Below are 23,020 nucleotides of genomic sequence, written 5' to 3'. Positions count from 1 at the left end.
AAACGGGGTGTGGCGCAGCTTGGTAGCGCGCGTCGTTCGGGACGACGAGGCCGCAGGTTCAAATCCTGTCACCCCGACCGGACAGGCCACGAGGCGAGGAGCACATGACAGCTCCTCGCCTCGTCGCCTTCGACCTGGATGACACGCTCGCGCCGTCCAAGAGCGCGATCGATCCCCGCATCGGCGATCTGCTCGTCGCTCTCGCGGAGCGCGTGGAGGTCGCCATCATCTCGGGCGGCCAGCTCGCCCAGTTCACCACGCAAGTCGTCGATCGACTGCCGGATGCCTCGGCCGCGACCCTCGCGCGCCTGCACCTGCTTCCCACCTGCGGCACGCAGTACTACCGCCTCACGCCGGACGGCATCGCGACCGTCTACGCCCACACGCTGAGCGACGACCAGAAGGCACGCGCGCTCGCCTCCGTCGAGGAGGAGGCGAGACGCCTGGGGCTGTGGGAGAGCGAGACGTGGGGCGAGATCCTCGAGGACCGCGGCTCCCAGATCACGTTCTCCGCCCTCGGCCAGCGCGCGCCGCTCGACGCCAAGATCGCGTGGGATCCCACCGGATCGAAGAAGAGCGCGCTCCGCGCCGCCGTCGCCGAGCGCATTCCCGATCTCGAGGTCCGCTCGGGCGGATCGACATCGGTCGACATCACGCACCAGGGCATCGACAAGGCCTACGGCATGACCCGGCTTTCGGAGCAGACCGGCATCGCGCTCGACGACATGCTGTTCGTGGGCGATCGCCTCGACCCCGACGGCAACGACTACCCCGTGCTGGCCATGGGCGTGGCCTGCCATGCGGTCGAGGGGTGGGAGGACACCGCCGAGTTCCTCGACGGCCTCATCCCCACTCTCCCCACGCGCGACTAGGCCTTCGCGCTGCGCGCCCGTGCGGGCGCACGCCGGGGAGCCGTCGCGATCGGCTGCAGTCGTGCGAGCTGCGTGACGTGCCGCGGCTCGAGCTCAGCCAGCGATGCCACGCCCAGCAGCTGCATCGTGCGCTCGATCTCGGTGCGCAGGATCTGGATCGTGCGATCGACTCCCTCCCGTCCCCCCGCCATCAGACCGTAGAGGTACGCGCGACCGATGAGGGTGAACTTCGCACCGAGTGCGATCGAGGCGACGATGTCGGCGCCGTTCATGATGCCGGTGTCGATCATCACCGTCGCGTCCTTGCCGACCTCGCGCACGACGTTCGGGAGCAGATGGAAGGGGATCGGCGCGCGGTCGAGCTGACGTCCGCCGTGGTTGGAGAGGATGATGCCGTCGACACCGGCATCGATGAGGCGCACCGAGTCCTCGACGGTCTGCACGCCCTTGACCACGATCTTGCCGGGCCAGATGTCCCGGATCACCGCCAGATCGTCGTAGCTGATCGTCGGGTCCATCGCCGCGTTCAGCAGTTCGCCGACGGTGCCTCCGGTCGTCAAGAGCGAGGCGAACTCGAGCTTCGGCGTCGTGAGGAAGTCGTACCACCACCATGGGCGCGGGATGGCGTTCACGATCGTGCCGAGGGTGAGCTGCGGCGGGATCGCGAACCCGTTCCTCTTGTCGCGCAGGCGGGCGCCCGCCACGGGGGTGTCCACCGTGAATTGCAGCGTGTCGAATCCGGCCTCCGCCGCCCGGCGGGCCAGTCCGTAGGAGATCTCGCGGTCGCGCATGACGTACAGCTGGAACCAGTTGCGACCGTGCGGGTTCGCCGCCTTGACGCCTTCGATCGAGGTCGTGCCGAGCGTCGAGAGGGTGAACGGGATGCCGGCGGCCCCCGCCGCCGACGCGCCGGCGACCTCGCCCTCGGTCTGCATCAGGCGCGTGAACCCGGTGGGAGCGATGCCGAAGGGCAGCGCGCTCGGACCACCCAGGATCGAGGTCGAGGTGTCGACCTCGGGTGCGGGACGGAGGATGCCGGGGTGGAACTCGATGTCCTCGAACGCCTGGCGGGCGCGCGAGAGCGACAGCTCCCCCTCGGCCGCGCCGTCGGTGTAGTCGAATGCCGCCTTCGGGGTGCGGCGCTTCGCGATCGTGCGCAGGTCGTAGATCGTGAGGGCCGCCTCCAGGCGACGCTTCCTGCCGTCGAACTCGGGCTTCTTGAATTTCATCAGCTCGAGGAGCTCTGCAGGATTGGGCAGCTGACGCTGGACCATGGGTTGTGCTTCCTTCACTCGGTGCGGCGGGCCAGGCCCGCTTCGGCGTAGTAGCCGGTGATGTGGTCGTGGATGCGCGTGCGCGCCAGCTCGGCGTCGCCCGCGTCCACGGCGTCGAGGATCGCGCGGTGCTCGCGGCGCAGTCGGCCGGCGGCAGCATCCCAGTCGTCGATGCCGGCGGCTCCCGCCTGGACGTAGGACTCGATCGCCGTGCGCAGGCCCGCCATCATCGCGGCGATGACGACGTTGCCGGATGCCTCGGCCAGCGCCAGGTGCAGCTGGGCGTCGAGCGCGAGGAACTCCGCGGGCGTGAGGTCGGCGGCCTCCATCGCGTCGACGACGGCGCGCGCCGCGAGCGTGTCGCGGTCGGGGTCGGCGGCAAGCGCGTCGACGACGGCGGATTCCAGGACCAGACGCGTGCGGACCACGTCGTCGAGAGGGAACCCCTGCGCGGCGACCTGAAGGCGCAGCAGCGCCGACATGCCGCCCTGCGGTGTGGCGATGATGATGGCGCCCGCCGACGGCCCCGAGCCGGTCGCCGTTCGGATGAGGCCCATGACCTCGAGAACGCGCAGCGCCTCGCGCACGCTCGAACGGCCCACCCCCAGGGTGGCGGCGAGTTCGCGCTCGGGAGGCAGGCGATCGCCGGGCTGCAGTGCGCCGTCGAGCAGGTCGGTCTCGACGCGTTCGAGCACGAGCTGCCACGCCCGGGCGGTCGGCGTCGGCGTCTGCGATGACAGGGCCACGGAACTCCTCGTCGATTGTGGTCGGACCACAGTATCGTGTGGTCGGACCACATGCAACCGGGTAGCCTGGCGCCATGGATCCCCTCCTCGTCGTCCTCATCGTCGCGGGCGCTGCCTCCGCGTTCTGCTGGATCGCCTCGCTCATCACGAAGGACACCTCGTGGGTCGATCGCCTCTGGTCGATCGTCCCGGTCGTGTACGTCTGGATCTTCGCGATCTCAGCCCTTCTGGCCGGCGAGGACGCCGTCCGCCTGATCGTGATGGCCGTGCTCGTCACGGCCTGGGGCGCCCGGCTCACCTTCAACTTCGCCCGAAAGGGCGGGTACACCGGCATGGAGGACTACCGCTGGGCCATCCTGCGCGGTCGTATGAAGCCGTGGCAGTTCCAGCTGTTCAACCTGTTCTTCATCGTGCTGTACCAGAACGCCCTGCTGGTGCTCATCACGCTCCCGGCATACATCGCGTGGCAGCATCCGGTGCCGTTCGGCGGGTGGGATGCCGCGTTCGCCGTCCTCTTCGCGGCCTTCCTCGTGGGAGAGTTCGTCGCCGACCAGCAGCAGTGGGACTTCCATGAGAAGAAGAAGGCCGCGGGCGGTCACCTCGAGCCTGGATTCGTGACGAGCGGCCTGTTCGCCTACAGCCGTCACCCGAACTTCTTCTTCGAGCAGGCGCAGTGGTGGGCGTTCTACGCGATCGGCGCCGTCGCGCTCGTCGCGGATGGCGGGAGCTGGCTCAACTGGACCATCGCCGGGGCCGCGCTGCTCACGCTGCTGTTCATCGGCTCGACGATCTTCACCGAGTCGATCACCGCATCGAAGTACCCCGCGTACGCCGATTACCGGCGAACGACGTCGATGCTCGTTCCGCTCCCGCGTCGGCGCGGTGCGGCGGCACCCGAGACCTCGTAGCCTCAGGCTCCGGCGTAGCCGTTCGGGTTGCGCGTCTGCCAGTTCCAGTAGTCCCGGCAGGCGTCGTCGATCGTGAGACGCGTCGACCATCCCAGCTCCCGCCCGGCCTTGGACGGGTCGCCATAGGTGGCGGCGACGTCTCCGGGGCGACGCGGCGCGAGCTTCTTCGGGATCTCGCGTCCGCTCGCCCGCTCGAACGCGGCGATGAGCTCGAGGACCGAGACCGGCTCCCCCGTCCCGAGGTTGTAGACGTCGTACCCGGGCCGGGCGTGCTCGAGGGCGGCGACATGGCCGGCCGCGAGGTCGGTGACGTGGATGTAGTCGCGCTGTCCGGTCCCGTCAGGCGTGTCGTAGTCGGTGCCGAACACCGCCACCTCAGGGAGCGTCCCGATCGCGACGCGCGACACGAACGGCATGAGATTGTTCGGGATGCCGTGCGGGTCCTCCCCGATGAGGCCGGACGGGTGCGCGCCGACAGGATTGAAGTAGCGCAGGCTGATGGCGCGCAGGTCGGGTGCTGCCGCAGCGGCGTCGGCGAGGATCTCCTCGATCATGCGCTTGGTCTTGCCGTAGGGGTTCGCGAGGTCAATACCCGTGGGCGACTCCTCGGTGAGAGGGAGGTGCTCGGGCGTGCCGTACACGGTCGCCGAGCTGGAGAACACGATCGTGGGGATGCCCTCGGCCGCCATCACCTGGAGCAGAGTGATCGACGAACCGAGATTGACGTCGTAGTAGCGCACCGGCTCGGCCACCGAGTCGCCGACGGCCTTCAGACCTGCGAGGTGGATCACGGCGTCGACCGGCGCGTGCGCGCGCACGAACGCCGTGAGCGCCTCGTCGTCGCGCACGTCTGCCACGAGCAGCGGGACGGATGCCCCCGTGATCTGCTCGACGCGCGCCACGGCCTCAGGACTGGTGCCCGACATGTCGTCGACGATGAGCACGTCATGACCCGCCTCGATGAGCGCGATCGCGGTGTGCGCACCGATGTAGCCGGCGCCGCCGGTGAGGAGAACTCGCATGCTCCCAGACTAGTTGGCGCCGATTCGCCCGCCCGACTCGCGCAGATAGCACTCCGCGCACATCGACTCGTAGGTGACGCGGGCCGTGGAGAGCTCGTCGATCGCGACCTGGTCGCCGTCGAACACGAACCGGCCGCCGACGAGTCGGGCGTTGAAGAGCGCCTTGCGTCCGCAGCGGCAGATCGTCTTGAGCTCCTCGAGGCTGTGGGCGAGTTCGAGAAGGCGACGCGAGCCCGGGAAGGCCTGCGTCTGGAAGTCCGTGCGGATGCCGTACGCGAGCACGGGGATGCGATCGAGCACGACGATCCGCAGCAGGTCGTCGACCTGCTCGCGTGTGAGGAACTGAGCCTCGTCGATCATCAGGCAGGCGACGTCGGGTGCCGCGCCGGTGGCCGAGGATTCCGGGATCAGCGCGTCCTCGGCCCGCTCCTGCACCTTCGCCCGATGCTCGGCGAAGAGCGCACGGAGGTCGGCTCCCGGCGGGATGAGGAAGTCGACGGTGCGCTCGACCCCGAGACGGCTGGAGATCTGGTCGGCGCCCTTGGTGTCGATCTCGGGCTTGGCCAGGAGCACGTGCTGACCGCGCTCCTCGTAGTTGTACGCGGCCTGCAGGAGCGACGTGGACTTGCCGGAGTTCATCGCCCCGTAGCGGAAGTACAGTTTGGCCACCCGGCGATTCTACGGAAGTCGGCGGCCGCCGAATCCGCCTCCGCCCGGGAGAGGCGGGCGCCTTCAGCCCGTGAGGGTGTCAGGCGGAGAGGGCGAGTGTGGCTGCGGTCTCGGTGAGCGACTCCTCGGCGACCGCGGGACGCGGGTTGAGGGTCTCTCCGTAGCTGGGGATCAGCTCGCGCAGGCGCGGCTCCCACCCGTCGACACGGTCGGGGAAGCACGTCTTGAGCAGGCCGAGCATGATGGACGCAGCAGTGGAGGCCCCCGGAGATGCCCCGAGCAGCCCGGCGATCGAGCCGTCGGCACCGGTCACGACCTCGGTGCCGAACTGCAGGATGCCGCCCTTCTCCGGGTCCTTCTTCATCACCTGCGCGCGCTGGCCGGCCTGGATCAGCTCCCAGTCCTCGTCCTTCGCGGTCGGCATGAACGTGCGCAGGCTGTCGACCTTGCGCGCATGGTTCTTGAGGAGCTCGCCGACGAGGTAGGTGATCAGCGACGGGTTGTCCCACGCGACCTTCATCATCGGGCCGAGGTTGTGCGGCCGCACCTGGCTGACGATGTCGAACATCGAGCCGTTCTTGAGGAACTTCGGGCTGAACGTCGCGAACGGACCGAACAGCAGCGAGGCCTCACCGTCGACCACGCGCGTGTCGAGGTGGGGCACGGACATCGGAGGGGCGCCGACCGACGCCTGCGAGTACACCTTCGCCTTGTGCTGCGCGACGACCGCGGGATTCGTGGTCTTGAGGAACTGGCCGCCGATGGGGAAGACGCCGTAGCCCTTGATCTCGGGGATGCCCGAGCGCTGCAGCAGCTTCAGCGCCCAGCCGCCCGCGCCGACGAACACGAACTTCGCGCGGATCTCACCGGGGGTGCGGCCGATGGAGCGCCGGTACTTCACGCCCCACGTGCCGTCGGCGAGACGCTTGAGACTGCGGACCTCGGTGTTCGTGCGGACGTCCGCGCCGTTCTCGGCCAGATGCGCGAGCAGCTGACGCGTGAGCGCACCGAAGTCCACATCGGTGCCGGCGGGCACGCGGGTCGCGGCGAACGGCTCGCCCTTGCGGCGCTTCTGCATCAGCAGCGGCGCCCACGTGTTGATGACGCGCGAGTCCTCGCTGTACTCGATCCCGGCGAAGAGCGGCTCCTGCTTGAGCGACTCATAGCGCTTCTTGAGGTACGCGACGTCCTTCTCGCCCTGCACGAACGTCATGTGCGGCGCCGAGTTGATGAACGTCGAGGGGGCATCCAGCACGCCGCGCTCCACGAGCGACGACCACAGCTGGCGGCTCTGCTGGAACTGCTCGTTGATCGAGATCGCCTTGGCGGGGTCGACCGACCCGTCCTTGCCCTCGGGCATGTAGTTGAGCTCGCACAGGGCGGCGTGACCGGTGCCCGCGTTGTTCCAAGCGTTGGAACTCTCCAGAGCGACGTCGGACAGACGCTCGAACACGGCGATCTTCCACGTCGGCTGAAGTTCCTGGAGCAGCGTGCCGAGCGTGGCGCTCATGATCCCGCCGCCGATCAGCAGCACGTCGACCGTTCCCGAGGGCAGGTCGCTGTCGTCGGGGTCAGGCAGGGCGTCGGAGGGCGTTTCGGTCACCCGACAAGTCTAGTTCGGGCCGAAAGCGCTCCCGGCCGCGTGCGCGGATTCCGCGCGAAAGAACACGGCATCTTGCCGGGCGGTCAAACGAGCGGATGCCGCGCTCAGGCGTGTGCGCCGAGAGATGCCGCGACGACCTCGGCGATCTGCACCGCGTTGAGGGCCGCGCCCTTGCGCAGGTTGTCGTTCGAGATGAAGAGCACGAGGCCCTTGCCCTCGGGCGCGGACTGGTCGGCGCGGATGCGGCCGACGTACGTCGGGTCGCTCCCGGCCGCCTGCAGCGGCGTGGGCACCTCCTCCAACGCCACGCCCGGCGCCGCGGCGAGGATCTCGCGCGCACGCTCGGGGCTGATGTCCCGCGCGAACTCCACGTGGATCGAGAGCGAGTGTCCCGTGAACACGGGGACGCGCACGCACGTGCCGGCGACGCGGAGGTCCGGCAGCTCGAGGATCTTGCGACTCTCGTTGCGGAGCTTCTTCTCCTCGTCGGTCTCGTTCATTCCGTCGTCCACGAGGCTGCCCGCAAGCGGGATGACGTCGAACGCGATCGGCGCGACGTACTTCTCGGGCTCGGGGAAGTCGACCGCGGAGCCGTCGTGCACGAGGTCCAGCGTGTGGCCCTGGGCGAGGACGCCCTCCACCTGGCCGAGAAGCTCCTGCGCACCGGCGAGGCCCGAGCCGCTCACGGCCTGGTAGGTCGACACGATGAGTCGCTCGAGGCCGGCCTCGGCATCCAGGACCTTCAGCACCGGCATCGCGGCCATCGTCGTGCAGTTGGGGTTGGCGACGATGCCCTTTCGAGCCTCGGCGATCGCGTGGGGGTTGACCTCGCTGACGACCAGCGGCACGTCGGGGTCCATGCGCCATGCGCTCGAGTTGTCGATCACGAGTGCGCCGGCCTCGGCGAATCGCGGAGCGTGCGCACGGCTGCCGGTGGCGCCGGCCGAGAAGAGGGCGACGTCGATGCCCGCGGGATCGGCGGTCGCGATGTCTTCGATGATCACGGTCTCGCCTGCGAACTCCACGGCCGTGCCGGCGGAGCGCGCGGTCGCGAACAGGCGGAGCTCGCGGATCGGGAAGCTGCGCTCGAGGAGGATCTCGCGCATGACGGTGCCGACCTGGCCGGTCGCGCCGACGACGGCGACGGAGAGTCCTGAATCGGAGATACGGGTCATGAGGGATCCTTGGTGCGAAGAGGTCGCGCAGACGCCATCGGCGCGCGGGATGTGTGCGATTCTACCGGCCGGGCGTCCAGACCCACGCCGTGTGACCCTGCCTCGAGCGCCGCACTGCGCAGGATTCGCGCCATTCCGTGCCCGGCCGGCGCCGCCGGGCTCAGGCGATCTGCCGGGCTCAGGCGATGACGCCCCGGATCTGCCTGATCCGGGGAGAACTCCTGACTCCGGCCGGCGACCGCGACGTGTCAGCGGCCGGTGCCGGCGTGCACGACCGCGTCGCCGTCCCCGTCCAGTCCATAGGCGGTGTGAACGACGCGTGCGGCCTCGGCCAGCTCGGTGCCGCGCACCACGACCGAGATGCGGATCTCGGACGTCGAGATCATCTCGATGTTGACGCCCGACAGGCTCAGCGCCTCGAACAGCGTGGCCGAGACACCCGAGTGGGTACGCATCCCGGCGCCGACGACCGAGAGCTTGCCGATCTGGTCGTCGTGGACGAGGTTCACGAAGCCGATCTCGGACTGGTCGCCCGCGAGCGCCTTCAGCGCCGTGGCGGCATCCGTCTTGGGAAGCGTGAACGAGATGTCGGTGCGACCGGTCGTGGCCGCCGACACGTTCTGCACGATCATGTCGACGTTCGCGCCGGACTTGGCGACGACCTTGAAGATCTCGGCCGCCTTTCCGGGCACGTCGGGAACGCCGGTCACGGTGATCTTGGCCTGGCTGAGGTCGGTCGCGACGCCCGCGACGATCGGCTCTTCCATGTCTTCTCCTGATTCGCCGTCGGGGTGGGTCATCCCCGGACCGAGCACGTAGGTTCCGACGCCCGAGCTGAACGTCGAGCGAGCGTGGATCAGCACACCGTGGCGACGCGCGTACTCGACCGCCCGGATGTAGAGCACCTTGGCGCCGTTGGCGGCGAGCTCGAGCATCTCCTCCGAGGAGACGACCCCCAGCTTGCGCGCCTTCGGTACGACCCGCGGGTCGGCGGTGAAGATCCCGTCGACGTCGCTGTAGATCTCGCACACGTCGGCCTCGAGGGCTGCCGCCAGCGCGACGGCCGTCGTGTCGGAGCCGCCGCGGCCCAGCGTCGTGATGTCGCGGGTGTCGCGGTTGAAGCCCTGGAAGCCGGCCACGATGACGATGGCGCCCTCGTCGAGCGCGTCGCGCAGGCGGATCGGGGTGACGTCGACGATGCGCGCGGCGCCGTGGTCGGCGGTGGTGATCATGCCCGCCTGACTGCCCGTGAACGAGCGCGCCTCGAAGCCCATGGAGTGGATCGCCATCGCCAGCAGCGCCATCGAGATGCGCTCACCGCTGGACAGCAGCATGTCGAGCTCTCGCGGCGCGGGGATGGGCGCGACCTGCGACGCGAGGTCGAGCAGTTCGTCGGTGGTGTCGCCCATCGCGCTCACGGCGACGACGACGTCGTGTCCGGCACGGCGCGCATCCACGATGCGCTTCGCCACGCGCTTGATGCTCTCGGCATCCGCGACCGACGATCCGCCGTATTTCTGGACGATCAGCGCCACGTTCGAACTCCCGGGAAAGGCGAACGCGATCGGATGCCGCGCCCCCAGCGTCCATCTTACGGACGCCCCGATTCCGCTCCGGCCATGTGTCGGGCGCGCGCGGTCGCGGCCCCTCGGGCGCTAGCATCCAGCGCATGGACGGGATCGCGCAATGGACGGACTTCAACGTCGCCATGGTGGGGGCGACCGCGGCGCTCGCGGGTCTCGTGATCGTGGCGGCGAGCGTCAACATCGCCGAGATCATCACCTCGCGGACGCTCACGTCGCGCCTCGCCGCGGCGATCGCCGCCCTCGTGCTGGCGATCGTCGTGTCCGCGGTCGGGCTCGTCCCCGACGTCTCGCCGCTCTGGTACGGCGTCGCGGTGCTCCTCGCGACGGCCACCGCGGCGATCTTCCAGGTCCACGCGACCTCGGTGATCTCGAGAGATCCGACCCCCGAGGACCGTGCGCGCTTCCTCAAGGCCCTGCTCGGATTCGCGCCCATCGTCTGCTACGCGGTCGCCGGCACGATGCTCCTCGTCGGCCATTCCGCAGGCTTGGCGGTCGCCGCGGGCGGGGCCATCATCGCAATCATCTCGGCGATCGTGGTGTCGTGGATCGCCCTCGTCGAAGTGCTGCGGTAGGCGGCGGGGCGCCGGGGTCGCGCTCAGCCGGGAGCGACCGGCGGCAGTTCGGAGTCGAGGTCGCGCTGCGGCGCGGGGTCTGGTTCTCGTGGGCGGAACGTGCCGCCGGTGGCCGCCAGCCAGCATCCGAGGATCACGAGAGGGAAGCCGACCAGCAGGCCGACGGTGAGAGCCTCGCCGAGGATGATGGTGCCGAGGATGATCGCGACGACGGGATTGACGTAGGTGAACAGCGGCGCGCGAACCGGACCGACCCGCTTGATGAGCGCGAAGAAGACGATGAACGCGACCGCGGTGCACAGGACGCCGAGCAGAACGAGGGCAACGGTTGCGTCGATGGTCGGCACCTCGTGCTGCGTGAGCAGGCCGATGGGCAGGTAGAAGATGCCGACCGCGAAGAGCGAGAGGGTGATCGTGCCGAGAGCGGGGACGTCCTTGAGCTTGTGCGCCACGATGAACGGGGCGATCGCGTAGCAGACGGCCACGAGCAGGACCTCCCCGACCGCGATGAGTCCGCCGCCCCCCTCGATCGCGAGGCCCGGTCCTGCCACGATCACCGCGACGCCGGCGAAGCCGACCAGGAGACCGATCGCGCGTGCGGGCTTGAGCACGGACCGGTCGCCCCCGCTGAACGCGATCAGCGCGGCGAAGAGCGGAACGGTGGCGACGAGGAGTCCGGTGAGGCCGGACGGCAGGGTCTGCTCGGCGTGCCCGAGCAGCAGGAACGGGCCGGCCATCTCGATCGCGCCGAAGGCCAGCACCCACCCGATCTTGGAGAACGCGGGTCTCAATGCACTCTGCCGCAGCGCGAAGGGCAGCAGGAGGATGGCGCCGATCAGCGTGCGGCCGGCGACCATCGCCGCGGGCGAGTAGGAGTCGACGGCGACCTTGATGAAGAGGTAGGGGATGCCCCACACCAGCGCCATGATCGCGAACAGCACCCACGCGCGGGAATCGAACCTCTGCACGGCGGCGTTCACATCGTCACTTCCATCTGTCCAGGATCGTGGGTGTCGTCGCCTCGACTGAGGCCCGCGACTGCCAATGTACGGCGGACCCCGGACAGACCGCCGCCTCGGGTACGGCGCCGGCGATCCGCGGAGCCCGGGAACTCAGACCGAGCGGCGACCCTCGAAGGCGCGGCCGAGCGTGACCTCGTCGGCGTACTCGAGGTCGCCTCCGACGGGGAGCCCTGACGCGAGACGAGTGACCGAGATCTCGAGCGTGTGAAGGAGCCGGCTGAGGTAGGTGGCCGTCGCTTCGCCCTCGAGGTTCGGGTTGGTCGCCAGGATGACCTCCTGCACCGTCCCGTCGGCCAGTCGCTGCATGAGCTGGGTGATGCGCAGGTCGTCGGGTCCGATGCCGGCGATGGGGCTGATCGCGCCGCCGAGGACGTGGTAGAGCCCACGGAACTCGCGGGTGCGCTCGATCGCCGACACATCCTTGGCGTCCTCCACCACGCAGATGAGACTCGGATTGCGGCGCGGGTCGCGGCAGATCGAGCAGCGGTCCTGCTCCGACACGTTGCCGCAGACCTCGCAGAAGCGCACCTTCTCGCGCACCTCGGCGAGGAGCTGGGCGAGGTGCGAGACGTCGAAGTTGGGGGTCTGCAGGATGTGGAACGTGATCCGCTGAGCGGACTTCGGCCCGATGCCGGGAAGACGCCCGAACTCGTCGATCAGGTCTTGGACGATGCCGTCATACATGGACTAGTTGAACCTCGTCGGGGGCTCGTAGGGCTCTTCCCGCACGAACGTGGCGCCCAGAACCTGACGCACGACGGCTTCGCCGTAGCGCTGCACGCCGTCGTTGCGCGTCGACGCGACCGGGGGCAGCGGCGGTGCGACCACGGGCGGCACCGGGGTGTCGGTCGCGGCATCCGCTCCCTCGTCGTCCTCGTCGTCGACCTCGATCGACGGCTCGACGTCGGCGGCGCGCAGCACCTCGCCCTCCCGAGCGGGCGCCAGCGTCGCGACGCGGGCGCGCGCGGCGTCTTCGGGCTCGTCATCGACGGCGAACTGGCCGAGCGCCGACATCGCGGCGGGACCGGGATCGGGCGGCGGCGCGTCGGCATCGGTCGGGATGGGCGCGACCGCCCACTCGGTCACGGGCGCCGCAGCCGCAGGGGCGGACGCGCGCGCTGCGGCGGGCCGGACAGGTGCCGACGGGGCGGCAGGCGGGGCGGCGGGCGGGGAAGGCGGGGCGGCCGGGCCGTCGTGCTTCGCGAGGTACTTCACGCGGATGCCGAGCACCGCCAGGATCGCCTGTCGAAGGTCTTCGCTCGGACCACCGCCGGCCGCGCGCTGCTTGAACTTGGTGACGTCGGCCTGACTCGCGAACGACAGGGTCAGCACGTCGTCGTCGAGTCCGGCGACCTCGGCGTTCGAGGCGAGCAGCCACGACGCGCGGCTGAGGTCTTCGAGTCTCGCGAGCACTTCGGGCCACGCATCGCGCATGCGCTGCGCCGTCACCGGGCCCGATGGCACGGGCTCGTCGGCGGCCGATTCGGGCGCGGCTGCCGACGATTCGGGCGCAGCAGCGACCTGCTCCGGCTCGGGCTCCTCCTCGGGCTCCGGCGCGACGTCCACGGGTTCCGGGGCGGAGTCCGGCTGCTCTGCGGGCATCGCCGCCGGAGCCGGTGCAGCGGCGGCCACCGGACGCGCGGCAGGCGCCGGGCCGCGTTCGACCACGGCGGCGGCACGCTCCACGGGCACGACCGGCGCGGGCAGGGACGCGGCGCCCGCTCCCCTCGCCATCACGCGAGCGACCATGAGCTCGAGCTGAAGACGCGGTGACGTGGCGCCGGTCATGTCGTCGAGCGTCGCGATGACGAGGTCGGCGATGACGGAGAGGCGCGCCGTGCCGAACGCATCTGCCTGACGCTGCATGCGCAGGAGGTCTTCGGCCGAGACGCCGCGCAGCACAGCCGCCGCTCCCTGGCCCGTCGCCGACACGACGATGAGGTCGCGCAGTCGTTCGAGCAGGTCGTCGACGAAGCGGCGGGGGTCCTGCCCGGTCTGCACCACGCGGTCGATCGCGGTGAAAGCGGCCGAGGCGTCGCTCGCGGCGAAGGCGTCCACGACCTCGTCGAGCAGCTCGGCGTGGGTGTACCCGAGGAGCGCGACCGCGCGCTCGTAGCGCACGCGCCCCTCTTCGGACCCTGCGATGAGCTGGTCGAGCAGCGAAAGGGTGTCTCGCGGCGACCCGCCGCCGGCTCGCACGACGAGCGGCAGCACGCCGGCCTCGACCTCGACGCCCTCCTGCTCGCACAGCGACTGCACGTACTCGAGCATCGCCGCCGGAGGCACCAGCCGGAACGGGTAGTGGTGCGTGCGCGAGCGGATCGTGCCGATGACCTTCTCGGGCTCGGTCGTGGCGAAGATGAACTTCACGTGGTCGGGGGGCTCCTCGACCAGCTTGAGCAGGGCGTTGAAGCCCTGCGGCGTGACCATGTGCGCCTCGTCGAGGATGAAGATCTTGAAGCGGTCGCGCGCGGGAGCGAACACCGCTCGCTCGCGCAGATCGCGGGCGTCGTCGACGCCGTTGTGGCTGGCGGCGTCGATCTCGACGACGTCGAGCGACCCGCCGCCGCCGCGCCCGAGTTCGATGCAGCTGTCGCAGGTGCCGCACGGAGTGTCGGTCGGCCCCTTCGCGCAGTTGAGGCAGCGCGCGAGGATGCGCGCCGAGGTCGTCTTGCCGCAGCCGCGCGGGCCCGAGAACAGATACGCATGCCCGACGCGGTCGCCGCGCAGGGCCGTCATGAGCGGCTCCGTGACCTGCGACTGGCCGATCATCTCGCCGAACGACTCGGGCCGGTAGCGGCGGTAGAGGGCGGTGGTCACCCCCACAGCCTACGGCGAAGGACCGACATCCGACCCCGGCTCACAGTGCGTCCGCGCCGTGTTCGAGGTCGGCAAGGCCGACGACGATCGGGATCGACGTGGTCACGCTGGGCACCGACGCCGACAGGTACGAGCCGTCCTCTCGCTTCACATCGGTCAGCTGCCGCAGCGTCGGGCGTCCGGGGATCACGCGGCCCTGGCCCTCGAGGCGCACGACGACCTCCTCGCCGGCGCCCACGACGTAACCGGTTCCGCGGACGCTGAAGCCGACGGGGTCGCCGTCGCTGGCCGCGACGCGCAGCTCTTCGCGGGTGACGGTGATCTGCAGACGGGTGCCGTGCCAGTGCAGCACGAAGGCCAGTTCTGGCCAGTCCGCAGGCAGCCGGGGATCGAACGAGAGCTCGCCGAAGTGGTCGCGCATGCCGCCGAACCCCGACACGAGCGCGGTCCACACGCCGCCGGCGGAGGCGACGTGGACGCCGTCGGCGGCGTTGTGATGCAGGTCGGCGAGGTCGACGAAGATCGACTGGCGGAAGTACTCCAGCGCGAGCTCCTGATATCCGACCTCGGCGGCGAGGATCGACTGCACGACGGCCGACAGCGTGGAGTCACCCGTGGTCAGCGGGTCGTAGTACTCGAAGTCGGCGAGCTTGTCCTCGTCCGAGAAGTGGTTGCCCTGCAGGAACAGCGCGAGCACGACGTCGGCCTGCTTGAGCACCTGGTAGCGGTAGATCACCAGCGGGTGGAAGTGCAGCAGGAGCGGATGCTTGTCGGCGGGGGTGTTCTCGAGGTCCCAGATCTCGCGCTCGAGGAACACGTGGTCCTGCGGATGGATGCCCAGGGCCGAGCTGAAGGGGATGTGCATCGCCTCGGCGGCGCGTTCCCAGCCCTCGGGCTCGGCGGGATCCAGGCCGAGGCGGTCGACCATCTTGCGGTAGTCCTCGCCGTCGAGCTCCGCCATCTCGCGCACGGTGCGGGCGGCGAAGCGCAGGTTGAAGCGCGCCATCACATTGGTGAACAGGTTGTCGTTGACGACGGTGGTGTACTCGTCGGGACCGGTGACGCCGTGGATGTGGAAGGTCTCCTCCCCCGCCCCGTCGACCGAACGCCAGAAGCCGAGGGTCGCCCAGAGGCGGGCCGTCTCGACGGCGATGTCCACACCCTCGCGGTGCAGGAACTCGACGTCGTCGGTGGCCCGCACGTACTTGGCCATGGCGAAGCTCACGTCGGCGTTGATGTGGTACTGCGCCGTGCCGGCGGCGTAGTAGGCGGATGCCTCCTCACCGTTGATCGTCCGCCACGGGAACAGCGCGCCGTGCTCGTTGAGCTGGAAGGCGCGCTTGCGGGCCGCGGGCAGCATCAGGTACCGCATCCGCAGCGCGTTGCGCGCCCACAGCGGGGTCGTGTACGCGAGGAACGGCAGCACGTAGATCTCGGTGTCCCAGAAGTAGTGCCCGCTGTACCCCGAGCCCGTCATGCCCTTCGCGGGAACGCCCTGGCCGTCCGCGCGCGCCGAGGCCTGCGCGAGCTGGAAGAGGCACCAGCGTGTGGCCTGCTGCAGGTCGTCGTGGCCGCCGATGCGCACGTCCGAGCGCTCCCAGAAGCCGTCGAGCCACGCCCGCTGCGCGGCGAAGAGCGCCGGGACTCCGATGCCGCGCGCGCGGTCCAGTGCACGGCGGCCCCGGTCGACGATCTCGCGCGCGGGCACCCCGCGCGACGTGTGGTAGCTCACGATCTTCGTGACCCTCACCGGCACCCCGGCCTTCGCCTGCACGCGGAAGACGTTCTTGGCGATGTCCTGCTCGCTGAGGTAGCGCGAGTCGTACTCGTTCTCGGTGTCGATGATGTGGTCGGCGACCACGGCGATCGTCATGCCCGATTCCGCCACCCGGTACGACAGGGCAGACCGGTCGCCGTCCTGCCAGAACTCCTGAGGCTCGAGCACCCGCTCATTGAGCTTCTCGGTCTTGCGCGGATCGAATCCCGCCCGCTTGGGGCTGGCGGGCATCCCGCCGTACACGTCCTCGCCGTCCTGCCGGTTCAGCAGCTGGCAGCTGATCGTCACCGGAGCGTCGGCGTTGAGGACGGTCACCTCGAGGGTCATGATCGCGAGGTGCTTCTCCTCGAAGGACACCATCCGCTCGAAGTCGATCCGCACGTCCTTGCCCGACGGCGTCACCCACAGGATGTGGCGGCGCAGGACGCCGTCGCGCATGTCGAGCACCCGCTCGTACTCGCGCACGTCCGCCAGATCGAGCGAGAGCGGCTCGTCGTCGACGTAGACCCGCATCACCTTCGCGTCGGGCGCGTTGATGATCGTCTGGCCGACCTCGGCGAACCCGTACGCCTGTTCGGCGTGACGGATCGGGAACGTCTCGTGGAACCCGTTGACGAACGTGCCGTGCTCCTGCGCGTGGCGGCCCTCAGGGTGATTTCCGCGCATCCCGAGGTAGCCGTTGCCCACGGCGAACAGCGTCTCGGTCACGCCGACGTCCTCGAGATCGAACTCGGTCTCGACCAGGCGCCAGGGGTCGACGGGGAAGCGATCGCGATCGATCATGCGGTGGGCTCCTCGGAGGCTTCGGTGGGGGCGGCGATGAACTCCGCCAGATCTTTGACCACGATGTGGGCCCCGACATGACGCAGGGCCTCATCTCCGGCGCCGCGATCGACGCCGACGACGAGGGAGAACTTCCCGGCGACGGCCGAGGCCACGCCGCTCAGCGCGTCCTCGACGGCGGCGCTGCGGCCGGGATCGACGCCGAGCATGCGCGCGGCTTCGACGAACACGTCCGGTGCGGGCTTGGATGCGAGATGGTCGCGCTCGGCGATGACGCCGTCCATCACGACGGCGAAGCGATCGCGGATGCCGGCGGCCCGCAGGACCTCTTCGGCGTTCTTGGAGCTCGACACGACCGCGACGGTCGTGCCTGCTGCGGCCAGCGCATCCAGCAGCGCGAGCGAGCCGGGGTACGGCGCGATGCCGTCGGCGCGCAGCACGCGCTCGAAGACGACGTTCTTCCGATTGCCGATGCCGCACACGGTGTCGGCGCTGACGGGGTCCGACGGATCGCCCCACGGGACCTCGACGTCGCGCGAGCGCAGCAGCGCGGCGACGCCGTCGTAGCGTTTCTTCCCGTCGAGATGGTCGAAGTAGTCCCGCTCGGTGTACGGCGGGCTGATCTCCCACGCCGTGAAGAGCTCGGTGAACATCGACTCCCACGCGTGCATGTGCACCTCGGCGGTGGGAGTGAGCACACCGTCCAGATCGAACAGCACGGCGTCGTAGTCGGCGAGGTCGGGCAGGGATTCCATCGTCACGTGCCCCAGCGTAACGAGCCTGCCCTCATGCGCGAGAGACGGCGAGGGTCTGTCGGGCGATCTCCAGCTCTTCATCGGTGGGCACGACCAGAACCGCGACCTTCGAGGCATCCGTCGATATCCTCCGGATGCCGCGCGACGGCGCGAGATTTCGCGCCTCGTCGATTTCGACGCCGGCGAAGCCGAGCGTCTCGAGCGCCCGGGCGCGCACGAGCGGAGCATTCTCGCCGACCCCGGCCGTGAAGGAGATGACGTCGGCGCCGCCGAGCTGGGCGAGGTAGGCGCCGGCGTACGCACGCAGTCGGTGCACGTAGACGTCGACGGCGAGGCGGGCCTGGGCGTCTCCCTCCTCGAGGGCCGCCCGGATGTCGCGCAGGTCGGAGGACCCGGCGAGGCCGAGGAGGCCGCTGCGCTTGTTGAGCAGGTCGTCGAGCTGATCGATGGTCATGCCCTCGCGGCGGGCGAGGTGGAAGAGCACGGCAGGGTCGAGGTCTCCCGACCGCGTGCCCATCACGAGCCCTTCGAGCGGCGTGAATCCCATCGACGTGTCGACCGAGCGACCGCCGTCGATCGCCGTCACGGAGGCGCCGTTGCCGAGATGGAAGACGATCTGCCTGAGATCCTCCAGCGGTCGGCCCACGAACGCTGCGGCGGCTTCGCTGACGAACTTGTGCGAGGTTCCGTGGAAGCCGTAGCGACGGATGCGATGGGATGCCGCCAGCTTCGCGTCGATCGCGTAGGTGTAGGCCTCCGGGGCCAGGGTCTGGTGGAATGCCGTGTCGAACACGGCCACGTGCGGCACCGCCGGGAAGGCCTCCCTCGCCGCCACGATGCCGGCGAGGTTGGCGGGATTGTGCAGCGGAGCCAGGACCGAGAGCTCGTCGATGTTGATCTCGACCAGGGGCGTGATGACGGTCGGCTCGAAGAACCGGGCGCCGCCGTGCACGACGCGGTGTCCGACGGCGAAAGGGGGGTGCTCTGCGAGCGAGGGTCCGTCGGAGGCGAAGGCCTCGAGCATCACACGGAAGCCCGCCGTGTGATCGGGGATGGGCAGCTCGCGGGTGTAGCTCGCGTCCGTGAAGGTCGCCCCGCCGCCCTCGGGCGCGGGGGCCTTCACGGTGTGCGTCGCACGCCCCACGGGCTCTCCGATGCGCTCCACCAGACCCGACGCGAGGGTGGTCTCGGCATCCATGTCGATCAGCTGATACTTGAACGAAGACGACCCGGAGTTGACGACGAGCACGGGGGTCATGCGGATGCCTCGCCCTGCGCCTGGATCGCGGTGATCGCGATCGTGTTGACGATGTCGTCCACGAGCGCGCCGCGCGAGAGGTCGTTGATCGGCTTGTTGAGCCCCTGGAGGACCGGACCGATCGCCACGGCGCCCGCGGAGCGCTGCACCGCCTTGTACGTGTTGTTGCCGGTGTTGAGATCGGGGAAGACGAAGACCGTCGCGCGGCCGGCGACCTGGGACCCGGGCATCTTGGCGGCGGCGACGGCGGCGTCCGCCGCGGCGTCGTACTGGATCGGTCCTTCCACGAGGAGTTCCGGCGCCCTCTCGCGCACGAGAGCCGTCGCCTCCCGCACCTTCTCGACCTCGGCTCCCGAGCCGGACTCGCCCGTCGAATAGGACAGCATCGCGATGCGCGGGTCGATGCCGAACTGCGCCGCGGTCGCGGCGGAGGACACCGCGATGTCGGCGAGCTGCTCGCTCGTCGGATCGGGGATGACCGCGCAGTCGCCGTAGACCAGCACACGGTCGGCGAGCGCCATGAGGAACACACTCGAGACGACCGAGACGCCGGGCTTCGTCTTGATGATCTCGAAAGCGGGGCGGATCGTGTGGGCCGTGGTGTGCGCAGCGCCCGACACCATGCCGTCGGCGAGGCCGAGATGGACCATCATGGTGCCGAAGTACGAGACATCCGTCACGGTGTCGGCGGCCTGGGCGAGCGTGACGCCCTTGTGAGCCCGCAGGCGGGCGTACTCCTCGGCGAACCTGTGGACGTGCACGGCGTCCAGCGGCGACAGCACGTCGGCGGCCTGGATGTCGAGGCCGAGCTCGACCGCGCGGGCGCGCACCTCGAACGGTTCGCCGAGGATCGTGAGGTCTGCGATTCCGCGCTTGAGCACGGTCGCGGCGGCCCGCAGCACGCGGTCGTCGTCGCCCTCGGGGAGCACGATGCGCTTGCGCTCGGCGCGGGCGCGCTCGATCAGCTGGAACTCGAACATGAGCGGCGTCACGACCGTTGCGCGCGCGACGCCGAACGACGCGAGCAGCTCGTCGGTGTCGACGTTCTGCTCGAACAGCGCCAGCGCGGTGTCGTAGCGTCGCTGCGAATCGGCGGCCAGGCGTCCGCGCGTGCTCATGATGCGCACGGCGGTCTCGTAGGTGCCGAGTTCCGTGGTGATGATCGGCACGTTCGAGCCCAGGCCGTCCAGCAGCCTCATGACGGGCTCGGGCAGCTCGAAGCCGCCGTTGAGCACGATGCCCGAGATCGACGGGAACGTGCCCGACGCGTTCGCGAGGAGCGTCGCCAGCAGCACCTCCGATCGATCGGCAGGGATGATCACGACGGCGCCCTCGAGCAGCCGCGGGAGCACATTGACCATCGACATGCCCGCGACGACCACACCCAGCGCCTCACGCGTGAGTCGATCCGGGTCGCCCGCGAGCAGCTCGCCCTCGACGGCGCGCATGATGCCGCGGATCGAGGGCGCGACGAGGAAGCGGTCCTCGGGAATCGCCCACACCGGGATGCGTGCGGCCTCCGTGGAGCCCGATTCCTCGAGAGACCGGCGGATCGCGGAGATCGTCTCCTGCGCATCGTCGGGCTCGGTGCGGTTCGCGACGATCGCGAACAGCTCGGCGCGGCCGTGGGCGAGCTCGGTGAGCGCGAGGTCCGCGATCTGACCCATCTCGGCCGCGGTGCGCGGAAGCGAGGATCCGAGCTGCTCGGGCTGCGTCTGTCCCTGCGCCGAGCGGCCGCCGAGCACGAGGAGCACGGGCGCGCCGAGATTGGCCGCGATGCGGGCGTTGTAGGCGAGTTCGGCGGGGCTGCCGACGTCGGTGTAGTCGCTGCCGAGCACCACGACCGCGTCGCACTGGGCCTCGACGGCCTTGTAGCGCTCGACGATGGCCGCGAGCGCGGCATCCGGATCATGACGCACGTCGTCGTAGGTGACGCCGATGCACTCGTCGTACGGAAGATCGACGCCGTCGTGGTCGAGCAGCATCTCGAGCACGTAGTCGCGCTCGATCGTCGAGCGGGCGATCGCGCGGAACACGCCCACGCGCGGCGTCGCGTGGCTGAGGGCGTCGAGGACGCCGAGCGCGACCGTGGACTTCCCCGAGTGACCTTCCGCCGACGTGATGAAGATGCTCCGTGCCACGACTCCACCCTACGGGCGGGCACGACGGCGGGCCAGGCGCGGCCGCGTCCGGAGCACGCCGCTACGCTCGGGACATGGATGCCCCTCGCCTCGGAATCGAGGTTCCCGATCACCGTGGCCGCACCGGTCTCGATCGGATCGGGCGAGATCTCGTGCGCAACCCCGACGTGCGCGTGATCGATGTCGAGGTGCTCGCCGCGGCCTGGCACGTGCTGCGACGCACCACGCTGGAGTACCGCGATCCGAGTGGTCAGTGGGAGCTCCAGCAGCGCGAGACGTATGACCGGGGCAACGGCGCGACCGTGCTCCTGTACGACCCCGAGCGACGCCGTGTGCTGCTCACGAGGCAGTTCCGCTACCCCGTCTACGTCAACGACCACCCCGACGGGATGCTGATCGAGACGGCCGCCGGGCTTCTCGACGCCGACGATCCGGCGACCGCGATCCGACGCGAGGCGGCCGAGGAGACCGGTGTCGAGATCGGCGCACTGGAACACGTGTGGGACGTGTTCATGAGCCCGGGCTCGGTCACGGAGCGACTGCACTTCTTCGCAGCGCCCTACGACAGCGGCGCGGTCGTGGGCGACCGCGCCGGCCTCGCCGAGGAGGGTGAGCACATCGAGCTCGTCGACCTCGACATCGATGACGCGCTCGACATGGTGCGCAGCGGCCGCATCCAGGACGCGAAGACCATCATGCTGCTGCAGTGGGCGGTGCTGGACGGCCCGTTCGCCCGCGGCGGCGCCCGGGAAAAGTAAGACTCTCCGCGAACCCGGCAGAGCCTGGTTACCCTTGCTACGTTTCCGTCCTGGGGGAGTTGGCCTGGATGCCGCCTCGCGGAGAGCTGCCCCCAGTCTAACCCGCGCCGCGCCGAGGTCCGAACCCGGGCGGGCGCCGGTGAACCTCGACCACTCCCCCAGCGTTCTCCCAGTGCCGGGGCCTGCGCCCCGCGATTAGGATCGGGACAGATGCGCGATGAGGCGCCCTGGACGTCGGCGCCACCCGAGGAGGCCGCAGTGACGGATACCGCGATGACGGATGCTGCTCCCGACGCGTCGAGCGCGATGACGGCCGATGCCTTCGCCCGCACCACCGAGGCGATCCTCGCGTCGGTGGGCGGCGTGATCGACGGCAAGCCCGAAGCGGTGCGCAGCGCACTGGTCTGCCTTCTCGCCGAAGGACACCTCCTCATCGAGGACGTGCCCGGCGTCGGCAAGACGATGCTCGCCCGCGCACTGGCTGCCTCGGTCGACGCGACGGTGCGGCGCATCCAGTTCACGCCCGACCTCCTCCCGGGCGACGTCACCGGCGTGAGTGTCTTCAATCCCGTCGATCGCGAGTTCGAGTTCAAGCAGGGCGCGATCTTCGCCAACATCGTGATCGCCGATGAGATCAACCGCTCCTCCCCCAAGACGCAGTCCGCCCTCCTGGAGGCGATGGAGGAGGGACAGGTGACCGTCGACGGCCGCACACACCCGCTTCCGAGCCCGTTCCTCGTCGTCGCGACGCAGAACCCCCTCGAGATGGAGGGCACGTACGCGCTCCCGGAAGCCCAGCGGGACCGCTTCATGATGCGCATCTCCATGGGCTACCCCGACCAGCGGTCCGAGGCGCTCATGCTGCGCCAGCGCGACACCCTCAACCCCCTCGACCAGCTCTCGGCGGTCGTCTCCGCCGATCAGGTGACCGCACTGATCGCGTGGGCTCGCGCCGTGCACGTGGCTCCGACGATCGAGGACTACGCCGTCGCCCTGTCGCACGCCACCCGCACGCACGCCGATCTGCGGCTCGGCGCGAGCCCGCGCGCGACGCTCCAGCTCGTGCGTGCCGCCAAGGTGTGGGCGGCGCTCGACGGACGCGGCTTCGTCATCCCCGACGACGTCACCGCCCTCCTCGCCCCGGTCTTCGCCCACCGGCTCATTCCGACCCGCTCCGCCGGCGGGGCGCGGGCACGGGGTTCCGCCGACGCCGTCGCCACGATCCTCGAGCGCATCGCGAGCAACGTGCGCGTCCCCATCGCCGCCCGTCAGTGAGTCC

At 69.8% G+C, this 23,020-nt stretch carries 19 protein-coding genes, 1 tRNA gene and 1 other RNA gene; 6 read left to right on the top strand and 15 right to left on the bottom strand.

Going from position 1 to position 23,020, the window contains the following annotated elements; all coding sequences use genetic code 11:
* Positions 1-3 precede the first annotated feature (3 nt).
* A tRNA-Pro gene (locus ASD93_RS02375) sits at positions 4-77 on the top strand.
* 27 nt (positions 78-104) lie between these two features.
* The gene (locus ASD93_RS02370; protein WP_056118179.1) at positions 105-872 is read left to right on the top strand and encodes an HAD-IIB family hydrolase; all 768 of its coding nucleotides are present in this window, start codon (positions 105-107) and stop codon (positions 870-872) included.
* Here ASD93_RS02370 and ASD93_RS02365 read toward each other — a convergent pair.
* Positions 869-2,146 (bottom strand): alpha-hydroxy acid oxidase, encoded by a 1,278-nt coding sequence (locus ASD93_RS02365; protein WP_056118178.1) that lies wholly within the window; start codon positions 2,144-2,146, stop codon positions 869-871. The genes ASD93_RS02370 and ASD93_RS02365 overlap by 4 nt on opposite strands.
* A gap of 14 nt (positions 2,147-2,160) precedes the next feature.
* Positions 2,161-2,892 carry a FadR/GntR family transcriptional regulator gene (locus tag ASD93_RS02360; RefSeq protein WP_235566856.1) on the bottom strand — a complete coding sequence of 244 codons (732 nt, stop codon included), beginning with the start codon at positions 2,890-2,892 and terminating at the stop codon, positions 2,161-2,163.
* Positions 2,893-2,966: 74 nt separating this feature from the next.
* Between ASD93_RS02360 and ASD93_RS02355 the strand changes: the two genes are divergently transcribed.
* A complete protein-coding gene (locus ASD93_RS02355; protein WP_056118176.1) occupies positions 2,967-3,800 on the top strand; it encodes a DUF1295 domain-containing protein in 834 nt (277 codons plus the stop codon).
* 2 nt (positions 3,801-3,802) lie between these two features.
* Here the strand turns inward: ASD93_RS02355 and galE are convergent, their stop codons facing one another.
* The 5 genes from galE to ASD93_RS02330 all read right to left on the bottom strand — a co-directional run bounded on the left by galE (position 3,803) and on the right by ASD93_RS02330 (position 9,804).
* Positions 3,803-4,822, bottom strand: a complete 1,020-nt coding sequence (galE, locus tag ASD93_RS02350; protein WP_056118174.1) for a UDP-glucose 4-epimerase GalE — start codon at positions 4,820-4,822, stop codon at positions 3,803-3,805.
* Between the two features lie 9 nt (positions 4,823-4,831).
* Positions 4,832-5,491, bottom strand: a complete 660-nt coding sequence (locus tag ASD93_RS02345; protein WP_056118171.1) for a thymidine kinase — start codon at positions 5,489-5,491, stop codon at positions 4,832-4,834.
* A gap of 79 nt (positions 5,492-5,570) precedes the next feature.
* Positions 5,571-7,046 carry a malate:quinone oxidoreductase gene (locus ASD93_RS02340; protein ID WP_157536865.1) on the bottom strand — a complete coding sequence of 492 codons (1,476 nt, stop codon included), beginning with the start codon at positions 7,044-7,046 and terminating at the stop codon, positions 5,571-5,573.
* Between the two features lie 152 nt (positions 7,047-7,198).
* Entirely contained in the window at positions 7,199-8,269 is a 1,071-nt protein-coding gene (locus ASD93_RS02335; RefSeq protein WP_056118169.1) for an aspartate-semialdehyde dehydrogenase, read from the bottom strand.
* A 248-nt stretch (positions 8,270-8,517) separates the two neighbouring features.
* Positions 8,518-9,804 (bottom strand): aspartate kinase, encoded by a 1,287-nt coding sequence (locus ASD93_RS02330; RefSeq protein ID WP_056118168.1) that lies wholly within the window; start codon positions 9,802-9,804, stop codon positions 8,518-8,520.
* A 134-nt stretch (positions 9,805-9,938) separates the two neighbouring features.
* On the opposite strand from ASD93_RS02330, the gene ASD93_RS02325 reads away from it, so the two are divergent.
* A complete protein-coding gene (locus ASD93_RS02325; RefSeq protein ID WP_056118166.1) occupies positions 9,939-10,427 on the top strand; it encodes a hypothetical protein in 489 nt (162 codons plus the stop codon).
* 23 nt (positions 10,428-10,450) lie between these two features.
* Here the strand turns inward: ASD93_RS02325 and ASD93_RS02320 are convergent, their stop codons facing one another.
* The 7 genes from ASD93_RS02320 to pta all read right to left on the bottom strand — a co-directional run bounded on the left by ASD93_RS02320 (position 10,451) and on the right by pta (position 20,983).
* Complete coding sequence (locus ASD93_RS02320; RefSeq protein ID WP_235566855.1) at positions 10,451-11,407, bottom strand: DMT family transporter; 957 nt, start codon at positions 11,405-11,407, stop codon at positions 10,451-10,453.
* A gap of 132 nt (positions 11,408-11,539) precedes the next feature.
* Entirely contained in the window at positions 11,540-12,133 is a 594-nt protein-coding gene (gene recR, locus ASD93_RS02315) for a recombination mediator RecR (protein WP_056118163.1), read from the bottom strand.
* Between the two features lie 3 nt (positions 12,134-12,136).
* Entirely contained in the window at positions 12,137-14,269 is a 2,133-nt protein-coding gene (locus tag ASD93_RS02310) for a DNA polymerase III subunit gamma and tau (RefSeq protein ID WP_056118161.1), read from the bottom strand.
* Between the two features lie 40 nt (positions 14,270-14,309).
* Complete coding sequence (locus tag ASD93_RS02305; protein ID WP_056118159.1) at positions 14,310-16,829, bottom strand: glycoside hydrolase family 65 protein; 2,520 nt, start codon at positions 16,827-16,829, stop codon at positions 14,310-14,312.
* Positions 16,826-17,584: an HAD family hydrolase gene (locus ASD93_RS02300; RefSeq protein WP_056119118.1), complete on the bottom strand. Its 759-nt coding sequence runs from the start codon at positions 17,582-17,584 to the stop codon at positions 16,826-16,828. Before ASD93_RS02300 ends, ASD93_RS02305 begins: the two co-directional genes overlap by 4 nt.
* A 31-nt stretch (positions 17,585-17,615) precedes the next feature.
* Positions 17,616-18,842, bottom strand: coding sequence for an acetate/propionate family kinase (locus tag ASD93_RS02295; protein WP_056118157.1), 1,227 nt, complete (start codon positions 18,840-18,842; stop codon positions 17,616-17,618).
* Positions 18,839-20,983: a phosphate acetyltransferase gene (gene pta / locus ASD93_RS02290; RefSeq protein WP_056118155.1), complete on the bottom strand. Its 2,145-nt coding sequence runs from the start codon at positions 20,981-20,983 to the stop codon at positions 18,839-18,841. The genes ASD93_RS02295 and pta overlap by 4 nt, the downstream gene beginning before the upstream one ends.
* A gap of 74 nt (positions 20,984-21,057) precedes the next feature.
* Here pta and ASD93_RS02285 point away from each other — a divergent pair, with 74 nt between their 5' ends.
* Positions 21,058-21,741, top strand: coding sequence for an NUDIX domain-containing protein (locus ASD93_RS02285; protein WP_056118153.1), 684 nt, complete (start codon positions 21,058-21,060; stop codon positions 21,739-21,741).
* On the opposite strand, the gene ffs is transcribed toward ASD93_RS02285, so the two are convergent.
* Positions 21,736-21,832, bottom strand: an RNA gene (gene ffs, locus ASD93_RS15665) — signal recognition particle sRNA small type. The genes ASD93_RS02285 and ffs overlap by 6 nt on opposite strands.
* Positions 21,833-22,014: 182 nt before the next feature.
* On the opposite strand from ffs, the gene ASD93_RS02280 reads away from it, so the two are divergent.
* Entirely contained in the window at positions 22,015-23,016 is a 1,002-nt protein-coding gene (locus ASD93_RS02280) for an AAA family ATPase (RefSeq protein ID WP_056119115.1), read from the top strand.
* The last annotated feature ends 4 nt before the right edge of the window (positions 23,017-23,020 follow it).

It is taken from the genome of Microbacterium sp. Root180 (assembly GCF_001428485.1).
In the GTDB taxonomy this organism is placed as follows: Bacteria; Actinomycetota; Actinomycetes; order Actinomycetales; family Microbacteriaceae; genus Microbacterium.
Note: the sequence above shows the minus strand (reverse complement) of the source record. Positions and strands in the feature narration are given on the sequence as shown.